Genomic DNA, 19,562 nt, shown 5'->3' with positions numbered 1-19,562 from the left:
TGGCGCGGCGGTCGGACTCGCGCCTCGGCGAGCGCGCGGTTCTGCGCGCAGACGGACCGGCGACAGATAACCGGCCCGCGAAACACCCGGTCAGTGCCCGAGGTTGGGGGGCTCCGACACCGCCGGGATCACCCGTCCGTGCGGGTCTGCGCGGGCATCCGAGCCCGGCTGCACCGGCGCGTGCTCCAGGCGCTCGGCGCTCAGGTGCACGTGATCCGGCGCGACGCCCGCTTCGGCGACGAGGTAGCACTCCCACAGGCGGTGCCGCCGCACGACGTTCGCCGCGGCGCTCAGCCCGCGCCCGGTCAGTTCGACCTCGGCCGCGTGCAGGGTCACCAGGCCGTCCCGCGCGGCGCGAGCGAGCACGGCGTCGAGCGGGCGCCCGAGCGGGAGGGGCGACAGCGCCGCCAGCGCGACCCGCGTGCGCCCACCCTCGCGCGCACGGAACAGCACGCCCAGCACGTCATCGACGCCTACCGAGCCGGCGAGCGCGCGGCGCCGGAGCCACTTCGCCGCCAGCCCGTGCCGGGGCGACGCGACGATCGCGCCCGCGAGGATCATGCCCGAGACGACCGCCATCGAGCCCGCGGCGTTGACGCTGTCCTTGCCGAAGAGCGCCGGCACGCCCGACGCCGCGACGTACCCCAGCACGCCCCCCGCGACCGCGAACCCGGCGCTCCACAGGATCTGCGCGCGCAGCCGATCGGTCACCATCCGCGCCGACGCCGCCGGGCACACGAGCATCGCGATGACCAGGATCGATCCGACGGCCTCGAACGACGCGACGGTGGCGATCGCGACGAAGATCATGAGCGCGTAGTGCAGCAGTTCGGCGCTGAACCCCTGCACCGTCGCGAGCCCGGGGTCGAACGCCGCCAGGCGCAGTTCCTTGAACAGCAGCGTGACGAACGCCGCCGTCGCCAGGCACGCAACGACGAGCACGACGACCTGGCGCGGGGCGGCGTTGATCGCCTCGGTGAGCCCGACCTCGCCCCAGCGCGCCGGCGCGCCATACCACGCGAGGGTCTCGAGCTGCCCGTGCAGCACGCAATCGGCGTCGAGATCCACCGCGCGGGCGGCGTGCTCGACCAGCAGCACGCCCAGCGCGAACAGCACGCTGAAGACCACGCCCATCGCCGCGCCCGGCTCGACCCGCCCCAGTCGCTTCACCAGTTCCACGAGCGCGACGGTCACCACCCCCGCCGCCGCCGCCCCGACGAACATCGCCACCGGGCTGCGCGTGGCCGACACGATGAACGCGATGACGAGCCCGGGCAGCACGCTGTGGCTGATCGCGTCGCCCATCAGGCTCAGGCGCCGGAGCACCAGGAAGTTGCCCAGCAGCCCGCACGTGAGCGCCGCGAGCACGCCCGCCAGCAAGGGAAAAAGATCGGCGCCGGGCGAGAGCGTCACGCGTGCGCCCTCCCAGGCGCCGGCGGCTGCGGCGACGAACCCGTCACAGCGCCGCCCGAATCGCTCCCCGATCGGACGCCCGCACCCTCCGCGAGCTGCGCTTCGAGCGCCTCCACCACCTCGTCGGGCAGCACGTGCTCTACCTGGTCCGCCGACCAGTCCACGTGGCTGGGCGCGACGTCCGCGTGGCTGATGAGATACTGCGCCCACAGGCGGTGGTTGCGGCTCACGCGCGCCCCGCGAGACCGTCCGGCGTCCGTCAGGCGCAGCCCGCCCTCATCGGTGGTCGCCAGGCCCCGCGCCCGCAGCGTCCAGAGGACCGCGCGCCCGAACCACGCGGGCCAGCCCCGTTCCGCGCCCACGCCCGCGACGTCGCGCGCGCTGAGCCCGGCGCCGCGTCCGTCGCGCCGGTCGTGCGCCACCTCCAGCAGGTGGTCCGTCGCGATGCCCAGCCGCGTGCGCACGCGGCGCACCGCCGAGGCGACGAACCCGCGGGCGGGCGCGCCCATCAGGCTCACGCCGAAGATCACGCCGCTGGTGAGCACGATCACCGCGCCCGCTGGCTTGCGGGGCAGGAGCGCCGAGAGCACCGACCCCAGGTACCCGCTCGTCGCCCCGATCACGCCCGCGAGCACCACGAGCAGCCACAGGCGCTGCGTCCAGAATCGCGCCGACACCGCCGGGATGATGAGCATGGCGACAACCAGGATGAGGCCCACGGCCTGCAGCCCCGCGACCGTGACCAGCACCACGAGCGCCATCATCAGCAGGTCGATCAGCGACACCGGCCACCCGCCGACCTTGGCGAACGCATCGTCGAAGCAGACGAGTGTGAACTCCTTGAGCAGCGCCGCCGACGCCGCCACCGCGCCGATCGCCAGCCCGCCCATGAGCCAGGCGTCCGACACGCGCATGGCGGCGGTCTGCCCGTAGATGAACGTGTTGAGGCCCGCGGCGCCGCTCGACGCGTTCTTCTGGATGTAACTGAGGCCCACGACCCCCGCGCCGAAGAACACGCTGAGCACGACGCCGATCGCCGCGTCTTCGCGCAGGCGCGTGTGGCGCAGCATCGCCTGGATGCACACGACGCCGAGCACGCCCGTCGCCGTGGCGCCCAGCAGCAGCACCGGGAGCGAGCGGCCCTCGCCCCCGAAGGCGGAGACGATGAGAAAGGCGAGCGTGATGCCCGGCAGCGTGGCGTGGCTGAGCGCGTCGGTCGTGAGCGATCGCTTGCGCAGGAGCGCGAACACCCCCACCACGCCCGCCGCCAGCCCGAGCAGCGTGGTGCCGATGATGACCGTGTTGGTGTTGAAGCCCGCGCGGAGGAGGAGCGTGTCGAGCACGCGGTCGAATGTCGGCCAGTCGGCGGGCGCGGGCGCGAGCATCAGCGGTCTCCCGACGCCGCCCGCGCGAGGGCCTCGGACGCCTCGGAGAGCAGCGTCAGCCGCCCGCCGTAGGTCTTCTGCAGGTTCTCGCGCGTGAAGACCTGCGAGACCGGGCCCGACGCCACCACGCGCATGTTGAGCAGGATGACGTGGTCGAAGTACTCGGCGACGGTCTGCAGGTCGTGGTGCACCACGATGACCGTCTTGCCGCCGGCGCGCATCGCGCGGAGCACTTCGAGGATCGCGCGCTCGGTCGCGGCGTCGACGCCCGCGAACGGCTCGTCCATGAAGTACAGGTCCGCCTCCTGCGCCAGGGCCCGCGCCAGGAACACCCGCTGCTGCTGCCCCCCGGAGAGCTGGCTGATCTGGCGGTCCGCCAAGTGCGCGATGCCGACGCGCTCCAGGTGTGCGCGGGCCGCGTCCAGGTGGCGCCTCGTCACCGGGCGGAACCAGCCGATGCTGCGGTACCGCCCCATGCACACCACGTCGAGGGCCGAGACGGGAAAGTCCCAGTCCACGCTCTCGCGCTGCGGCACGTAGCCGATGCGCCCGCGCACCCGCGCGTAGTCCTCGCCCCAGAACGCCACCTGCCCCGACGCACGGGGCACCAGCCCCAGGCACGCGCGGATCAGCGTGCTCTTGCCCGCGCCGTTGGGGCCCACGATGGCGATGAGGTTCCCCGGCGGCGCGTCGTAGTCCACGTCCCACAGCACCGGCTTGCGGTCGTACGCGACCGTCACCGCGTGCACCGAGAGCGGGCTCTGCGCCGAGTGCTCCGGACGCCGGAACACGCCCGGTGCTGCGGACGCCTGCTGCGCGTTGCCTTCCATGGCGCGTGTCCTTCCTACTTGCCCAGCCTGCCCTGCATGCCGCCCTCGGGCGCCTCGCCCCCCAGCGCTCGCGCGATCACCGTGACGTTGTGGTCGATCATGCCGATGTACGTGCCCTCGTACGTGCCCTCGTCGCCCATGGCGTCGCTGAAGAGGCGCCCGCCGATGGCGACGTCGTGCCCCTTCGCCCTCGCCCCGGCGATGAGCGCCTCGACGTTGCGCGACGACACGGTGGACTCGACGAAGACCGCGCCGATCCTTCGGTCGACCAGCAGGCTCACGAGGCGCTCGATGTCCTGCACGCCCGCCTCCGACTCGGTCGAGAGGCCCTGGATGCCGACGACCTCGAACCCGTACCGGCGCCCGAAGTAGTTGAACGCGTCGTGGGCCGTCACGAGCACCCGCCGGCCCTCGGGCACGCTGCCCAGCACGCGCTGGGCGTACGCGTCGAGCTCGGCGACCCGGGCGAGGTACGCGTCCGCGCGGGCCCGGTACCCGGCCTCGCCCGCGGGGTCGAACTCGACGAGCGTGTCACGGACGACTTCCACCGCCTTCGCCCAGGCGCGGGGGTCCATCCACACGTGCGGGTCCGGGTGCCCTTCCATGGCCTCGGGCTCGAGCAGGTACTGCTCGTCGAGCAGTTCGGTGACGGCGTGCACCTTCTTGCCCGACGACGCGGCCCGGACGAGCGTGTCGGTCATGCGTCCTTCCAGCAGCAGCCCGTTGTAGAAGATCACGTCCGCAGCGAGCAGCCGCTCGACGTCGCTGCGCGTGGGCTTGTACAGATGCGGGTCGACGCCCGCGCCCATCAGGCCCGCGACCGTAGCGCGATCGCCCGCGACCTCGCGGACGACGTCCGCGACCATGCCCACCGTCGCGACCGCCGCGTATGTCTCTCGCGGCGTCGGGGGCTCTGGCGATTTCGGCGCCGGCCGATCGCAGCCGGTTGCGCCCGCGACGAAGCAGATCGCCGGGGCGAGCAGCATCGCGAGCATGATGAATCCGCCCGCATGGCGGAACGCCCCCGGCCTGCCAGGCGTCTGTCGCGGGCGACGCCTCCGTCCGCCGCGCCACCCGCGATCTCCGGCGATCGCCGCCGTCCGTGCCAGCACCGCGCGCATATGCCGCCTCCCGGGCCCGATGGGGCCCCGGCAATGGTACGGGGTGAAGTTCGAGCAGTCAAACACTCATCGCGGCAGCGTCGAACTCGTGCCCCGGCGCTGGGGAACCTCGCGCCGGAGCAGGATCTTGTCGGCCGCGCCGAACGACATCGCGACCTCGCGTCCGGCGCGGGGTCGCACGCGGAGCGACTCGGCCTCGGGCACGACGTCGACGACGATGACGTGCGCGCCGGGCGTGAGCCCGTGCCGGGCCGCGAACTCCAGGAACGCCGACTCGTCGTCGCGCACGCGCGACACCACGCCCCGCTCGCCCTTGGCGAGGGTGCGCAGCGGCATCTCGGCGGGCGCGGCGATGCGTCCTCGCGCGTCGGGGATGGGGTCGCCGTGCGGGTCCATCTCCGGGTGCCCCAGGAAGGCGTCGAGCCGGTCGAGGAGTTTGCGCGACATGGCGTGCTCGAGGCGCTCGGCCTCTTCGTGCACCTCCGACCAGTTGAACCGCAGCACGTTCACGAGGAACACCTCGATGAGCCGGTGACGCCGGATGACGTCGAGGGCCAGGCGCGTCCCCTTGGTCGTCAGCCGGATCCCGCCGTACCGCTCGGCGGTCGCGAGCTCGGCGTCGCGCAGCTTGTGGATCATCGAGGTGACCGTGCCCTTGGTGACGCCCAGGGCGGCGCTCAATCGCACGACGGTGGCCTCGCCCGCGGCAGATTCTCGCTGCTGAAAGTAGATGGCCTTGATGTAGTCCTCGACGGTGGCGCTGGGCATGGCCGGATGGTAGTGAACCGGCCATGCGTCTGATAGGCTGCGCTCATGCGGAACACCCTCTTCGTCGTGAGCCTGCTCGCCGGCGCCGGCATCGTGCACGCCCAGTGCGCGGAGAACCGCACGCTGCCGGTAGACCCGGTGGAACTCGTTCGCGGGCGCGAGGTGCCCGGCAAGCCCGAGCTCATGGTCGAGCGCGAGGGCACGGGCTATCTGTTCGCGACGCCCCAGAACAAGGCCGCGTTCGAGAAGGCGCCCGCGCGGTACGAGGTCGCGGACGGCGGGGCGTGCGGCAGCATGGGCCCGCTCTCCGGGCTCGGCGACGCGCGCCGGTACGCGGTGCACGCGGGGCGGATCTACTTCTTTGCGTCCGACGGGTGCAAGGCGACGTTCCTGAAGGACCCGACGCGTTGCATCGAGACCGCCGACGCGGCCCCTACGCCAACCCCCGAGGAGCAGGCGGCGGGGCTGGCGATCGTGGACCGGTTCGTCGCGTGGGCTGGAGGGGCCGACGCCGTGCGGGGCGTCACCGGGTATCGCCAGACGATCCGAACCTCGCAGAAGAGCGGCGACAAAGCGTACGACGTGCGGGACATCTTCGCGGCCGAGTTCCCCGGGCGGTTCGCGCAGCGCAACTCGTGGGACGACTCGTGGTGGACGACGATCGCAACGCCCGAGGGGAGCGTGGAGGTGACGGCGACGGAACGCAAGCCGTTCGCGAGCGCGCGGGCGGGTGCATTCCGTCGCAACGCGGCGCACACGCCGATGGTGATCCTGAAGGCCCGGTTCGAGCCCGGGTTCGTGGCAAAGCCCGACGGCGCGGGGGTGGTGAACGAGACCCCGGTGGACTACGTGCTGGTGCACATCGCCGGCGCCACGACGCGCCTGGCCATCGGCGCAGACGGGCGTCCGGCGCAGCTCTCGTTCCGCGGGCGCGACGGCACCGCGTTGGCGGGCGAGATGGTCCGCACCTTCACCGGGCACACCACCGTCGCGGGCGTGACGCTCCCCACCGCCTGGGTGCTCACGAGCGAGGACGTCCTCAAGAATCCCCGTGAGGTGACGATCACCGAGATCGAGATCAACCCGGCGTTCGAGCCGGGGACGTTCGCGCTGATGCCCTGAGCCGCCTACCGCGCCTTGGCGGCGAAGACCTCGTCGAGCACACGCTCCACGCTGTCGAGCGGGGCCTCCCGCCGCGCCGCCCGCTCGCACGCGCGGCGGACGAGCGTCTCCGAATCCGCGCGGCTTTCGCCCAGGGCCATCAGGGCCTCGATCGCGTCGGCCAGGATCGGATTCGCGGAGGGTTCGCCCGTGCCCGCCGCCGCACGCTCGAGCACCTCGCGCTCGCCCTCGCCCAGGAACGCCTCGACCTTGCCCGAGAGTTCGGCGATGACGGTCTCGGCCAGTCGCTTGCCGATCTCCGGGAGCGCGGTCAGGGCCCGGGCGTCCTTGGCGGCGATCGCGCCGGCGACGGCCGCCGGGGGCGAGGCGAGGGCGCGCATGGCCTTGCGGGGGCCGATGCCCTTGACGGTGGTGAACAGTTCGAAGAAGCGTCGTTCGTCGGTCGAGCCGAACCCGAGCAGGCGGGGCACGAAGGTCGCCCCCTGGTTCGGGCTCTCGAAGAGCTGGAGCGTGACGAGGGTCACGCGCTGCCCGACGCGTTCGGCGAGTCGTTCGGCGAGATACCCGGGGAGCATCACCTCGTAGGCGAGGTCGCCGCCGGTCATGGCGATGACGGCGTTCTGTCCGTCGAGCCGCTCGAGTTGGCCGCTCAGCCGCGTGATCATGGGTGCACCGTAGGGGGCGGTCGGGGTTCACCCCGGGGAGCTTCGATCTCTGGCCTGTGTGAGTATCGGCCTCCCCCCCGGCGAACCGATAACCCCGGTGCCGCGACCGCGGCAAGCAGAGAGGAATCCCCGTGATGGAGCCCGCCCGCGTTGTTTCCCGCGTCGATCCGCTCTGGCGGTGCGCGGTCGTTATCGGAACCCCGGAGACCATCGGCGCGGTGCTCGCGCAGTTGCGTCGGCAGCCGGATGGGCCCGCGCCGGCGGGGTGCGTGCTCGCGGAGGGCGCCGACGCGGCGCCGGGGGTGATCGACGGCGTGCCGGTGTGGGGCGACATCGACGACCTGCCCCGCCTGCACGCCCAGCACCGGGTGTCGGCGGCGATCGTGAGCCTGCCCGCGGGCATGCCGGCGCCGACCCTGCGGACACGGGCGCGGTTGCGCCAACTGAGCATCCCCGAGCGCTTTGTGCCGCCGCTGGCCGACCTGCTGACGAGCCCCGGCGGGGCGCCCGCGCCGCTGGCGGGCCAGCCGGCGGGGCTCGACCTGATGGAACTGGTCGGGCGCACGCCGTACGGCATCGACCGTCGCGCGGTGGCGCGGGTGATCGAGGGCAAGCGGGTGCTGGTGACGGGCGCGGGCGGGTCGATCGGTTCGGAGATCTGCCGCATCGCGGCGACGTTCCGCCCGGCGGAGCTCGTGCTGATGGAGCGGTCGGAGAACGCGCTGTTCGAGATCGACCGTCAGCTCGCGCGCCGCTTTCCGAGCATCGTGCGCCGGGCGCTGCTGCACGATGTGGTCGACGCCGACCAGACGCTGCGGCACCTCGTGCAGACCAAGCCGCACGTGATCTTCCACGCGGCGGCGCACAAGCACGTCCCGCTGATGGAAGACCACCCGGCGCATGCGCTGACGAACAACCTGTTCGGGACAAAGTCCGTGGCCGACGCGGCCCTCGCGACGGGGTGCGAGCGGTTCGTGATGATCTCGTCGGACAAGGCGGTGAACCCGACGAGCGTGATGGGCGCGACCAAGCGCCTGGCCGAGATGTACGTGCAGGGGATGAACCGCACGGCGCGCGACCGCAGCGCGGGGCGGACGAGCTTCACGATGGTGCGCTTCGGCAACGTGCTGGGCAGCGCGTGCAGCGTGCTGCCGATCTGGGGGGCGCAGCTCGCCGAGGGCGGGCCGATCACGGTGACCGATCCGAAGATGACGCGGTACTTCATGACGATCACCGAGGCGGCGACGCTCGTGATCCAGGCCGCGGCGATCGACGCGCACGACGAGACGACCAGCGCGCCGCCGACGATCTTCGTGCTGGACATGGGCGAGCCGATCCGGATCCTGGACTTGGCGCGCCGGTTTGTGATGCTGCACGGGTTCGATGCGCGCCTGCCGGGCGCCGACGCGGACGCGCCGGCGGGGCTGCGTCTTTCCGGCCGGGCGATCGACGTGGTGTTCACGGGCGCCCGACCGGGCGAGAAGGTGCACGAAGAGTTGGCGTACGACGCGGAGTCGCTGGTGCCGACGCCCTTCCCGGGCATCCTGGCGCTGGCGGCGTCCGGGCGCGAATCGTTCGACCTGACGGCGATGGTGGCGGAGCTGTCGGGTGTGCGGACGAGCCCGGAACGGGCCCGCGTGGTGGAGGCGATCGCGCGGCACGTGCCGGAAATGCGGCGTCCGGAAGTGCGGACAGTTACCGAACACCAGGCGAACAAAGTCTCGACACCGGCGGTCGTCGCGGCGTAGAAACTTTGTGTAATCTTACCGATACTCTGAGGGGTGAGAACGGCGTTGAGTTCCCCTCATTCCGCGCACGACGAGCAGGACGGCTCATGAACGATCGCACCCGGATCATCGAGGAAGCGCACGCGGCGCGTGAGCAGGCGCGCCGGTTGCTGCGCGTGCTGCTGGAGAGCGTCGAGGCCGCCAAGAACGCCCCGCACGACGCCGATCTGTACCGGCGCGTGAGCGGGGCTTCGAGCCTGGAGAACGCGGCGGCGGCGACGCGCCGGACCATCGACGCGTACGACCGGCTGCTGCGGGACGTGGAAACCGAGGTCGAGGTGGTGAGCGCGGGCGACATCGAGCACGCGCCGCGCATCATGGTCGGCCCGATGACCCTCGCCGCCCTCTACGCGGCGCGCACCGCGTGAAGCCTGTGCTCGGCGTGCGTCGGCTGGATCCGCGCGCGGGCGTGCCCGCGTATCAGACGCCCGGCGCCGCGGGGATGGACCTGGCCGCGTGCCTCCCGACGTCGGCGTCTGAGTTACTGCTCGCGCCCGGGGCCATCGTGGTGGTGCCGACAGGGCTCGCGCTGGCGATTCCCGAGGGGTACGAGGGGCAGGTGCGTCCGCGGTCGGGGCTGGCGACCAAGCACGGGGTGACGGTCGCGAACGCGCCGGGGACGATCGACAGCGACTACCGGGGTGAACTGAAGGTCGCGCTCGTCAACCTCGGGCGCGATGCGTTCGCCGTCACGCACGGGATGCGCGTGGCCCAACTGGTCATCGCGCCGGTCACGCGCTGCGACGTACGCGAGACGGACGACCTGGGCAGCACGCAGCGCGGCGACGGCGGGTTCGGCTCGACGGGCGTGCGGTAGGCGCGGCCTTTCCCGGGATTGGCCCGCGGACGCCCGGCGCAGGGTCGGCGCGACGGTGCGAGGGCTGGACGCCAGGCCCAGGCGGGATCAGCCGAAGCGGCCGAGGTCGCCCAGACCACCCTTGAACTGCATCTGCTTGGCCTTCTCGCGCATGCGTCGCAGCGCGGGGGTTTCCTTCTGGATCTCTTCGATGGAACGTCCGGGCGCGTTCTTGCGGTCCTTGCCGCCGCGACCCCCGCCGCCCCCACCACCCCCGCCCCCACCTCCGCCGCCGCCGCCGCCGATCTGGAGTTCGGGGAGGGGCTTCAAGGCCTTGATGGAGAGGCTGACGCGCCGGTTGTCCTTGTCGATCTTGAGGACCTTGGCGCGGACGATCTCGTCGGGCTTCACGACCTCGTCGACCTTGCCGACGCGGCGGTGGTCGAGCTCGGAGATGTGGACGAGCCCCTCGACGCCCGGGCCGATCTCGACGAAGGCGCCGAACTCGGCGATGCGGACGACGCGCCCGGTGACCTCGCCGCCCTCGACGACCTCGTTGAGGGCGGTGGCGAAGGGGTCGGACTGCGTCTGCTTGAGGCCCAGGCTGAGGCGTTTGGCTTCCCAGTCGAGCTTCAGGATGCGGACGGTGACCTGCTGGCCTTCCTTGACGTGCTTCTCGACGTTCTTGGCGCCGAAGTTCACGCGGTCGTAGGAGAGGTCGGAGATGTGGATGAGGCCGTCGACGCCGCCGAGGTCGACGAACGCGCCGAAGTCCATGATCTTGCGGACGACGCCGGTGATCGTCTGGCCCTCGTGGAGGGATTCCTTGAGCTTCTCGCCCTGCTCGGCGCGCTCGCGGACGAGGACGTCACGGCGCGAGAGGACGATGTTGCCGCGCCCGGTGCGCTCGACGCGCATGACGGTGCAGGCCATCTTCTCGCCCACGAACACGGAGAGGTCCTTCACGTGGTCGAGCGACACCTGCCCGGCGGGCATGAACGCGTGGTGCCCGGCGACCTCGAGTTCGAGGCCGACCTGCTTGGTCTCCTTCGTCGCAACGCCCGTGACGCGCCCTTCGACGACCTGCCCGGGCTCGAGCAGCTCCCAGTCGGCCTTCTGGATGGCGCCGGGGCGCGAGCAGATGAACACGTTCTCGCTGGTCTCGAACTTGTCGACGACCACCTCGAGCTCGCTGTCCTTGACGGGCATCTGGTCTTCGGGGAACTGCATCCGCGGGACGATGCCCAGTTCCTTGGGCCCGAACTCCACGAAGATGTCGGACGGGCCGACGGCCACGACCTTGCCCCGCCGGTGCTCGCGCCCGGCGTTCACCACCCGCGGGCCCCGGATCGCCTGGGGCTTGTTCTTCGCGGGGCCCTCGGCGGCCTTGGCCTGCTCGAGTTCCCGCATCGCCGCCTCGATCTCGGCGTGCATCTCGGCGGTGATGACGGGGTTGGAGGACGCGGTCTGCTGTTCGGAGTTCATGAGTTCCCAAGCTTCGAGGCCGGCCAACGGGTGAACAGACCCCGGCGGGCCAAGGCCTCGCGCTGCGCCGGGAAGGGGAGTGTACACCAATCCCGGCGGTCGCCCACAAATTCACGCCCGGGGGGCGGCCTATGGGACGCGCTCGCCCCCATAAGCCGGCCGATCCGGCGTGGTCTCAGGGGAGCTTCTGGTCCTTGAGCTCGATGACGACGGGCATGAGCGTCAGGTCTTTGTGCACGAACAGGCGGAGTTTCTGGCCCTTTGCCGGGACATCGATGCCGAAGATCGCCTCTTCGTCGCCGTAGGAGACGGAGTAGCCCTGCGGCTGAGCGTCGTCGGCGGCGGGCACGATGGATTCGATCAGGTCCTTGGCGTCGGCGGGGCGGACGTGGAACGACGCGGTGCCGTCACCCGCCTCGTAGCGGTACTCGGCCTTCACGCCCTTGAGCAGCGGGTGGGTGAAGGCGGTCCAGGACGTGGCCGGCGCGACGTCGTGGGGCTCGAGCCCGTAGCTGACGCGGGCCCTGGCCTCGAGCGAGACGCTGCAGGTCTTGGCGGCGCGCGACGCGGGGAGCAGTTTCAGCGTGATGCGGTTGGAATCGCCGAAGCTGCCGGTGGTGAGCCACTCGAGCTTGTCCCAGAAGTTCGGCTCGACCTTCGAGAGATCGGCGCCGGTGTCGTCGGTCGCGACGACTTTCTCGGGCTGCACGAGGTCGAGGATCTTCGCGCCCTCGGGGAGCACCGCCGCGAACTCGAGGTACAGGCCCGGGCGGTCGCCGATGGTGATGCCGTCGTCGGCCGTGACGACGTCGAGGTGTCGCAGTTCGCGGACGGACTGCAGGTCGAGGCGGAGCGGCTCGACCGGCGCGGGCGAGGCAGCGCCGAGCAGAGCCGCGGCGCACAGCAGGAGGGTGGTGTTCATGCGCGGGACCATACCGCGCCGGGACGCGGCGTGCGCGAGCGCAATGACAATGCGATGATGAAACTGCCCGGGGTAGCAGGGAGCGCAAGGAGCCCTCCGGCTCGCGGGCTCGAGACTTTCTCCCGGGCCTCGCTCGCGCGTCGGGCTCGTACAGCGCGGCGTGTTCGCAGTGGCGCCGGCCGAGGCGTTACATCGTGCGCCGGATGGCCTCGACGATGCGCTGGGCGGTGCGGACGTTGGCGAAGCCGGCCTCGGCGTCGATCGACGGACGCCGGGAGAAGCGGACGGCCTCGATGAACTCGGCGAGCTCGGAGACGATCGGCTCGGCGTCGTCGACCTGCAGCTCTTCGATGTTCACGAGCTGGTCCCACTTCAGCGTCGTGAGGTCGTGCCCGTGCGCGAGCTGCTCGCGCACCTCGCGCATCTGGATCTCGTTCGCGAGGCGCCGGATCATGTTGCCCTTCTTGGCGCCGTAGTCGATCTTGATGTACGCGTTCTCGCCCGTGATGCGCGTCACGCGCTCGGTCTTGAGCGCGAGGCGGCTGGCCGTCACGTTCGCGACGCACCGCCCGTGGGGCGTGTTGAACTCCAGCCACGCGTTGCAGAGGTCCTCGTGCTGCGTCACGACGCTGACGCCCGCGGCCCGGATGAAGTCGGGCTCGCGCCCGCCCATCATCATCAGCACCACGTCGATGTCGTGGATCATCATGTCCATCACGACGCCCACGTCCACGCTGCGGAACGTCATCGGGCTGACGCGCACGACCTGCATGAAGCGCGGGACGATCGCCTGCCCCAGGCTCGCGGCCTTCTGCATGGCGCGCATCACCGGGTTGAACCGCTCGATGTGCCCCACCATCAGGCACGCACCCGTCGACTCGGCCAGTTCCTTCAGCCGCCGGGCGGTGTCCACGTCGCCCGCCAGGGGCTTCTCGATCAGGCAGGCGACCCCGGCCTTCATGAGCGGCTCGGCGGCTTCCCAGTGGTAGATCGTGGGCGTCGCGATGCTCACCGCGTCGACGCCCAGGTCGAGCAACTGATCCACGCGTTCGAGCGCCCGGCACCCGAACCGCTCGGCGAGGTCCTGGCGGCGCTCGGCGTTGGCGTCTACCACGCCGACGAGCGTGCAGTTGGCCAGGTCTTTCGCGTAGACGCGGGCATGGTGGCGCCCCATGCGCCCGACCCCCACCACGCCGCAGCGGACGGGACGCCCCTCGAACCGATCGGTCGGTGACGCGACCTCGACCGGCGTGGAGGCGGGAGCGCTGGTGTGCATGCGGAGCGGCTCCGGCGGACCCGGCGTAAAGACGATCGGGACCGCAGGCTGACGATTCTCAGACGGCGCCGGCCTCGGCGAGGGCCGCGACCAGCTCGTCCTTCTTCTTGAATCCCACGAACTTCTTGGCGACCTGCCCGCCCTTGAAGACGAGCACGGTGGGGATGGCGGTGATGCCGTACTTCATCGCGACCGTGCGGTTGGCGTCGACGTCGACCTTGCCGACCTTCGCCTTGCCGGCGAGGTCGGTGGCGACGGCGTCGATGATCGGGGCGAGGTTGCGGCAGGGCATGCACCACTCCGCCCAGAAGTCGACCAGCACCGGCTGCGACGACCCGAGAACTTCGGCGTCGAAGTTCGCGTCGGTGAACTCCTTCACGTTGTCGCTGGCCATGTTCATTCCCCGTGCGGAGGCTCGCGGGCGGCCTCGTGGTGGTGTTCGGTTCAGATGGTCCGCGGCGAGGCCGCCGACGGACGTGCAATGCGCATTATACGCCCGCGCCGCTTCCCGCGGGGGCGTGCGGGGCACCGGCCTCGCGCCATGCGCGGAAGATCGCCGCGTGCGGGGCGACGTCGTGCACCCGGAACACCTTCGCCCCGGCCGCCAGGTGCGCCAGGCTCAGCGCCAGGGTCCCGGCCAGACGCTCGTCGGGCGTCGAATCTCGCCCCAGCGACACGCGCCCTACGAAGCTCTTGCGGCTGAGGGCTGAGAGCAGCGGGACGCCCGGCGGAAGGCAGGTCCCGCCCGCGCGCAGCAGCGCCAGGTTCTGCTCCACGGTCTTCCCGAAACCCAGACCCGGATCTCCCATGACGCACGCGGGCGCGACGCCGTGTGCGATCGCTCGCGCGAGGGCGGCCTCGAGGTACGCCCGAACGGCGTGCACGACATCGCCCGCCAGCACAGGCCGCTCGTAGCGGTCGGAGTACACGTCCTCGCGCGGCGGGCGCGCGCGGTGCATGAGAATCACGCCACAGCCCGCGCGGGCCACCAGCGGGAGCATGTCGGGGTCGTCGGCGCCGGCGGAGACGTCGTTGACGGTGTCGGCCCCGGCGTCGAGAGCCGCCCGCGCGACGGGGGCGCGCGTGGTGTCGATCGTGATGGGCACGCGTCCGGCGTCGCCGGCGAGGGCGCGGATCGCGCGCACCACCGGCACGACGCGCCGGATCTGCTCATCCACCGGCACCGACGCCGCCCCGGGACGCGTGGATTCGCCTCCGAGGTCGATCGCGTCGGCGCCGTCGGCGAGCATCCGGGCGGCGTGATCTCGGGCGGCGATCGGGTCGTCGTGTCGCCCGCCGTCGGCGAAACTGTCGGGCGTCGCGTTCAGGATCCCCAGCAGGCGCGGGCGGTCGAGCACGAGGGTGCGGGACGGCGAGAGGCGCCATTCGGGGACTGGTGAACTGGGCACGCCCGATGGTACGGGTACCCTGAGCCATGGCCCGACCGAGCCCGATCCTCGCCACGCCGCCCGCGCCCGCGCTGGTTCTTCGCTACGGCGGGGACGACGGCGCGGACGTGGCGGCGGCGTGGGACGCCGTCGAGATCGAGTACGCGTGGCTGCGCAAGCACGCGGTGGTGCTCGACTGCCCGCAGCGGGGCGTGGTGGAGGTGCGCGGGGGCGACCGGCTCGAGTTCCTGAACCGGATGCTGACGCAGGAGCTCGCGGGGGTCTCGACCGGGGACGTGCGCCGGAGTTTCTGGCTGAACAAGAAGGGGCGCGTCGACGCCGACCTGCGCGTGCTGGTGCGCGAGGACCGGGTGCTGCTGGAGGTCGATGTGCTCGCGGCACGCCGCGTGGTCGAGACGCTGTCGCACTACGTCATCGCCGAGGACGTGACGATCACGGATGTCTCGGATGCGACGCACCGCATGAGCGTGCACGGCCCGGAGGCGGCGCGCGTGCTGGGCGAGGCCGACCTGCTCCCGGATCGCTGCGCGGAGGTGCCGATCGGTGGGGTGAACGTGCTGGTGTTCCGCGAGGACACGACCGGCGACCCGGGGTTCGAGATGATCGCGCCGGTCGCCGGTGCGCCCGCGGCGTACGCGGCGCTGCTCGCGTCTTCCGCCGGACGTCCCCGTGCCGCGGGGTGGCACGCGTGGAACATCGCGCGCATCGAGGGCGGGACGCCGGTGTACAACATCGACTTCGGGCCCGAGAGCCTGCCCGCGGAGACCGGCGTGCTGGGCGATCGCGTGTCGTTCACGAAGGGGTGCTATCTGGGGCAGGAGGTCGTCGCGCGGATGCACGCGCGCAAGGCGCTGAAGCAGGCGCTGGTCTCGATCGTGTTCGAGCGGGTGCTCGCCGGCGAGGACGAGCCGCCGGTGCTGGCCGAGTCGGGCGCCACGCTCGCGCCCGAGGCCTCGCCCGCCGAGGTCGTGGGCGCGGTGTCGAGTTCGTGCCTGTCGCCGATGCGCTCGGCCGAGCCGATCGCGCTGGCCTCGGTGAAGGCGGCGTACGCATCGCCCGGCACGGTGCTGATCGCGGGCGGCGAGGCGCGCCCGATGCGGGGCGTCGTTCAGGACGGGCTCGTGCGGTGGTCGCGCGGCGGGACGTCCCGGCGGTAGGTGAGTTCGACGTCGCCCCCCACCACCTTCGATCGCCACAGCGTGAGGCGCCGGGCGGCGCTGAGCGACTCGGCGACGCGCCCCACCGCGACGGCGCGGGCGAGTTCGTCGCCCAGCAGCAGCGGCGCGATGTACACGACCGCCTCGTCGACGAGGTCGGCGTCGATGAGGCCCCCGACGAGGCCGGGGCCGGCCTCGACGAGCACGGTGGAGACGTTCATTTCGCGCCGCAGGGCGGCGAGCGCGTCGCGCAGGTCGATGCCGCGCCCGTTGGCCGACGCGCGGACGCCGATGAGTCGCACGCCGGCGTCCTGAAGGTCGCCCCGGACGCGGGCGGCGATGGACGCGGTGAGCAGCTCGCGATCGCACAGGATGCAGGTGGGCGTCTCGCGGGCCGTGCGGACGAGCGCGCTGTGCGCCGGGATGTCGAGGTCGGTGTCGGCGACGACGCGGACGGGCCGGCGCACGACCGTCACGTTGCGCGGCGTGAGCTGCGGATCGTCGGCGATCACAGTGCCGCTGCCGGTGAGGATGGCGTCGACGCGGGTGCGCAAGGCGTGGACGCGCCGGCGGGCGCGCTCGCCGGAGATCCACTTGCTCTCGCCGCTGCGGGTGGCGACGCGCCCGTCGATGGTCTGCGCCCACTTGGCGATGACCCAGGGCTGGTCGGTGGTCGTGCGCTTGATGAACGGCTCGGCGAGCCCGCTCGCGAGCGGGCTATCGGTGCAGAGGCGCACGGTGACGCCCGCGTCGCGGAGCAGGGCCGCCCCGCCCCCCTTCTGCGGATGCGGGTCGGAGCGCGCGTAGACCACCTCTGCGATGCCGGCGTCGAGCACGAGCCCGGTGCAGGGCGGGTTGCGTCCCGGGGCGGCGCAGGGCTCGAGGGTGACGTAGAGCGTCGCGCCGCGGAGGTCGTGCCCGTTCCCGCGGGCGGCGTCGATCGCGGCGCGCTCGGCGTGCACGCCCCCGAACCGCCGGTGGTGCCCGATGCCGAGCACAACGCCGTCGCGCACGAGCACCGCCCCCACCATCGGGTTGGGCTCGACACGTCCGAACCCGCGCAGCCCCGCGCGGGCGGCGAGTTCGAGGAAGCGCCGGTTGTTCGGGCGCGGGTCGTTCGGCCGCGGGTGGGGAGGCGTGCTCACGCGATCCTCACGAGTTGGGCACGCTCGTCGCCGGTCATGAGGTCGCCGACATCCGAGAGCCACCGGTGCGCGTCCTGGCGATAGCCCGCGGTGGGGCGCAGTTCGACGCCGCGTGCGCGGGCGCGCTCGCCCCAGAACGCGTTGAACCGGCGCATCGCGAGTTCGCGGGTGTACTTCGCGACCATCGACGCGAGCGCGACGGGCAGGTGCGCCCGCTCGCCCTCGGTGAGGAACGAGACGCCCGCCCGGCGCGTGCCGCATTCCACGACGTAACGGCTGCGCGCCGGGCCTTCTTCGATGACCGTCACGGTGCAGCCGGGGACGACCGCCGCCAGCACGCCGGCGTAGCTGGTGCGCCCGCCGAGCCGGTCGCAGACGATGCCCAGTCGCCGGGGCGAGCCGTCGGCGTCGACGCACTCGGCGCAGGTCTCCCAGACGGTGCGGAGGAGGCGACCGATGGCGGCGATGGTCGCCTCGCCCTTGTTGCCCGTGCTGCGCACGACGCCGTTGAACCCGGGCTCCCACGTGACGTCGGCGCGCAGCGAGAGCGCGGCGCACCCGGCGCCGCCGAGCGCGCGCTCGACGGTCGCCGCGGCGATGTCCGCCTCGCCCCGCGAGAGCGCCCCGGGCACGGGCAGCGCGTCCACCCGGTAGCACCCTGGCGAGTTCGTGCACACGCCCAGCGCGTCGAACAGGTCGGCGTCGGTCTGCGGGATCACCCGCCCCGTCGCGCGGAGGAACGCGAGCACGCCTCGCTCCAGGTGCACGAGCGGGTGCGTGGTGGTGACGGCGTTAGAGAGCTTGAGTTCCTTGGAGTCCGCGATCGGCACGCGGCCCAGGCGGTCGGTGGCGCCCCCGCGTCCGGGCTCGCGGCAGACGCCGGCCTTCAGCAGTTTCCACATGTCAGGCACCGGCCCGTCGTGCCCGGGCGCACGGAGCACGGCGAGCCCGACGCACAGCGGGCCCAGCAGCGGGCCGTACCCGGCCTCGTCGATTCCCGCCAGCACGGTTCCCATCGGGGCGAGTGTACCGGCGAAGGCCCGAGAACCGGGGGGCAGGCCGCCGACAGGCCGCGGCGCGGGCCGTGGGGGTCGGGCACTCCAAAAACAACAGCGGCCCGCCCCGGACGGGACGGGCCGCGAATGCGGCTGAGAGGACTTGAACCTCCACGGGTGTGACCCCACTAGAACCTGAATCTAGCGCGTCTGCCAATTCCGCCACAGCCGCGGGGAATCGGTCTCATCGTACGCCCGCGCGAGCGCCCAGGCCACGAACACGTGTCGGTTCGGTTTGGTCCGCACGCTCCGAGGCTCTACCATGCGACGCCGGGCTTCGGGGCGATGACCGGCCAATGGGGTATTGATGCAGTGACGCCGACGCTACCGGTGCAGATCGAGCGGAGCGGCCCTCTCGCCGGGGTCGCGGTGCTGTCGCTCGAGCAGGCCGGACGCCCCGTGGTGGTGCTGGACCTGGCGCTCATCCGGGCGATCGAGGCGGCGGTGCACGCGCTGCCGGGCGACCTGCGCGGGCTGGTGCTGGCGTCGAACGCGGAGCGGGCGTTCATCGCGGGGGCCGACCTGACGGCGATCCGCGATCTCGATGATGAGGCGCTGCATCGGTACCTGGCGTACGGGTCGAAGGTATTCGGGATGTTGAGCGCGCTCCCGTATCCGACCGCCGCCGCGATTCATGGGGCCGCCCTGGGGGGCGGGCTCGAGATCGCGATGCACTGCGACGGGCTCATCGGCGCGCCCGCGGCGAAGGCGTACCCGGTCGGGCTTCCCGAGGCGGGGCTGTCGATCTGCCCGGGCTGGGGCGGGACGAACCTGCTGCCGGCGCGCCTGGACCCGGCCGAAGCGATCCGGCGGACCGCGAGCGGGAAGCCCCTGACGTTCGACGAAGCGCGCGAGGCGGGTGTGTTCGACGACGTCGCCGAGTCGGCGTCGTCGCTGCGCGAGACGGCGTGCCGCTGGGTGCTCGCCCGGCAGACGGGGGCGCGGGCGCGCGACGGCGCGCCGCTGCGCTGGATCGGGCGGGCGGACCGTGCGCCGGCGGCGCTGAGCGCGATGGAGCGGGTGCGCGACGAGATCGGCGGGACCGACTCGGGGCGTGCGGTGGCGCACGCGGTCGACGCCGGGCTGGCGCAGGGCTGGCAGGCGGCGCTGGAGGTCGAGCGGCGGGAGCTCGTCCGACTCCGCTCGACGCCCGCGGGCAGGCAGGCGATCAACGCGTTCTTCGAGAAATCCGCGAAGAAGTAGTTCACCGGACGTTCGCTCGAAAG

General features: G+C 72.2%; 19 protein-coding genes and 1 tRNA gene. 6 read left to right on the top strand and 14 right to left on the bottom strand.

Annotated features, from left to right (window positions below):
• Positions 1-90: 90 nt before the first annotated feature.
• The 5 genes from SFY69_13630 to SFY69_13610 form a co-directional block, all read right to left on the bottom strand.
• Positions 91-1,413, bottom strand: a complete 1,323-nt coding sequence (locus SFY69_13630; protein MDX2133082.1) for a metal ABC transporter permease — start codon at positions 1,411-1,413, stop codon at positions 91-93.
• Positions 1,410-2,798, bottom strand: coding sequence for an iron chelate uptake ABC transporter family permease subunit (locus SFY69_13625; protein MDX2133081.1), 1,389 nt, complete (start codon positions 2,796-2,798; stop codon positions 1,410-1,412). The genes SFY69_13630 and SFY69_13625 overlap by 4 nt, the downstream gene beginning before the upstream one ends.
• Entirely contained in the window at positions 2,798-3,628 is an 831-nt protein-coding gene (locus tag SFY69_13620; protein MDX2133080.1) for a metal ABC transporter ATP-binding protein, read from the bottom strand. The genes SFY69_13625 and SFY69_13620 overlap by 1 nt, the downstream gene beginning before the upstream one ends.
• A gap of 14 nt (positions 3,629-3,642) precedes the next feature.
• Complete coding sequence (locus SFY69_13615; protein MDX2133079.1) at positions 3,643-4,623, bottom strand: zinc ABC transporter substrate-binding protein; 981 nt, start codon at positions 4,621-4,623, stop codon at positions 3,643-3,645.
• Between the two features lie 192 nt (positions 4,624-4,815).
• On the bottom strand, positions 4,816-5,517 hold the full coding sequence (locus SFY69_13610) for a metal-dependent transcriptional regulator (GenBank protein MDX2133078.1): 702 nt from the start codon (positions 5,515-5,517) through the stop codon (positions 4,816-4,818).
• Between the two features lie 45 nt (positions 5,518-5,562).
• Here SFY69_13610 and SFY69_13605 point away from each other — a divergent pair, with 45 nt between their 5' ends.
• Positions 5,563-6,639, top strand: a complete 1,077-nt coding sequence (locus SFY69_13605; GenBank protein MDX2133077.1) for a hypothetical protein — start codon at positions 5,563-5,565, stop codon at positions 6,637-6,639.
• A gap of 5 nt (positions 6,640-6,644) precedes the next feature.
• Here SFY69_13605 and ruvA read toward each other — a convergent pair whose 3' ends face one another.
• Complete coding sequence (ruvA, locus tag SFY69_13600; protein ID MDX2133076.1) at positions 6,645-7,304, bottom strand: Holliday junction branch migration protein RuvA; 660 nt, start codon at positions 7,302-7,304, stop codon at positions 6,645-6,647.
• A 134-nt stretch (positions 7,305-7,438) separates the two neighbouring features.
• Between ruvA and SFY69_13595 the strand changes: the two genes are divergently transcribed.
• The 3 genes from SFY69_13595 (at position 7,439) to dut (ending at position 9,908) form a co-directional block, all read left to right on the top strand.
• The gene (locus tag SFY69_13595; protein MDX2133075.1) at positions 7,439-9,052 is read left to right on the top strand and encodes a polysaccharide biosynthesis protein; all 1,614 of its coding nucleotides are present in this window, start codon (positions 7,439-7,441) and stop codon (positions 9,050-9,052) included.
• An 86-nt stretch (positions 9,053-9,138) separates the two neighbouring features.
• The gene (locus SFY69_13590) at positions 9,139-9,459 is read left to right on the top strand and encodes a hypothetical protein (protein MDX2133074.1); all 321 of its coding nucleotides are present in this window, start codon (positions 9,139-9,141) and stop codon (positions 9,457-9,459) included.
• The gene (gene dut / locus SFY69_13585) at positions 9,456-9,908 is read left to right on the top strand and encodes a dUTP diphosphatase (GenBank protein MDX2133073.1); all 453 of its coding nucleotides are present in this window, start codon (positions 9,456-9,458) and stop codon (positions 9,906-9,908) included. The genes SFY69_13590 and dut overlap by 4 nt, the downstream gene beginning before the upstream one ends.
• A gap of 87 nt (positions 9,909-9,995) precedes the next feature.
• On the opposite strand, the gene SFY69_13580 is transcribed toward dut, so the two are convergent.
• The 5 genes from SFY69_13580 to folP form a co-directional block, all read right to left on the bottom strand.
• Positions 9,996-11,372 carry a S1 RNA-binding domain-containing protein gene (locus SFY69_13580; protein MDX2133072.1) on the bottom strand — a complete coding sequence of 459 codons (1,377 nt, stop codon included), beginning with the start codon at positions 11,370-11,372 and terminating at the stop codon, positions 9,996-9,998.
• 175 nt (positions 11,373-11,547) lie between these two features.
• Positions 11,548-12,294, bottom strand: a complete 747-nt coding sequence (locus SFY69_13575) for a hypothetical protein (protein MDX2133071.1) — start codon at positions 12,292-12,294, stop codon at positions 11,548-11,550.
• A 187-nt stretch (positions 12,295-12,481) separates the two neighbouring features.
• Positions 12,482-13,570, bottom strand: coding sequence for a Gfo/Idh/MocA family oxidoreductase (locus SFY69_13570; protein MDX2133070.1), 1,089 nt, complete (start codon positions 13,568-13,570; stop codon positions 12,482-12,484).
• 58 nt (positions 13,571-13,628) lie between these two features.
• Complete coding sequence (gene trxA / locus SFY69_13565) at positions 13,629-13,964, bottom strand: thioredoxin (GenBank protein MDX2133069.1); 336 nt, start codon at positions 13,962-13,964, stop codon at positions 13,629-13,631.
• A gap of 94 nt (positions 13,965-14,058) precedes the next feature.
• Entirely contained in the window at positions 14,059-14,979 is a 921-nt protein-coding gene (folP, locus tag SFY69_13560) for a dihydropteroate synthase (protein ID MDX2133068.1), read from the bottom strand.
• A 26-nt stretch (positions 14,980-15,005) separates the two neighbouring features.
• Between folP and SFY69_13555 the strand changes: the two genes are divergently transcribed.
• Positions 15,006-16,136 (top strand): hypothetical protein, encoded by a 1,131-nt coding sequence (locus SFY69_13555; GenBank protein ID MDX2133067.1) that lies wholly within the window; start codon positions 15,006-15,008, stop codon positions 16,134-16,136.
• Here the strand turns inward: SFY69_13555 and ribD are convergent.
• The 3 genes from ribD to SFY69_13540 form a co-directional block, all read right to left on the bottom strand.
• Complete coding sequence (ribD, locus tag SFY69_13550; GenBank protein MDX2133066.1) at positions 16,088-17,281, bottom strand: bifunctional diaminohydroxyphosphoribosylaminopyrimidine deaminase/5-amino-6-(5-phosphoribosylamino)uracil reductase RibD; 1,194 nt, start codon at positions 17,279-17,281, stop codon at positions 16,088-16,090. The genes SFY69_13555 and ribD overlap by 49 nt on opposite strands.
• Positions 17,278-18,297: a hypothetical protein gene (locus SFY69_13545; GenBank protein ID MDX2133065.1), complete on the bottom strand. Its 1,020-nt coding sequence runs from the start codon at positions 18,295-18,297 to the stop codon at positions 17,278-17,280. The genes ribD and SFY69_13545 overlap by 4 nt, the downstream gene beginning before the upstream one ends.
• Before the next feature lie 127 nt (positions 18,298-18,424).
• Positions 18,425-18,508: transfer RNA gene (locus SFY69_13540), tRNA-Leu, on the bottom strand.
• Between the two features lie 140 nt (positions 18,509-18,648).
• Here SFY69_13540 and SFY69_13535 point away from each other — a divergent pair.
• Positions 18,649-19,539: an enoyl-CoA hydratase-related protein gene (locus tag SFY69_13535; protein ID MDX2133064.1), complete on the top strand. Its 891-nt coding sequence runs from the start codon at positions 18,649-18,651 to the stop codon at positions 19,537-19,539.
• Positions 19,540-19,562: the final 23 nt, after the last annotated feature.

The organism is Planctomycetota bacterium, from assembly GCA_033763975.1.
Lineage (GTDB): Bacteria > Planctomycetota > Phycisphaerae > Phycisphaerales > UBA1924 > RI-211.
The sequence above is the reverse complement of the archived record's forward strand: the minus strand, read 5'-3'. Positions and strand labels throughout refer to the sequence as shown.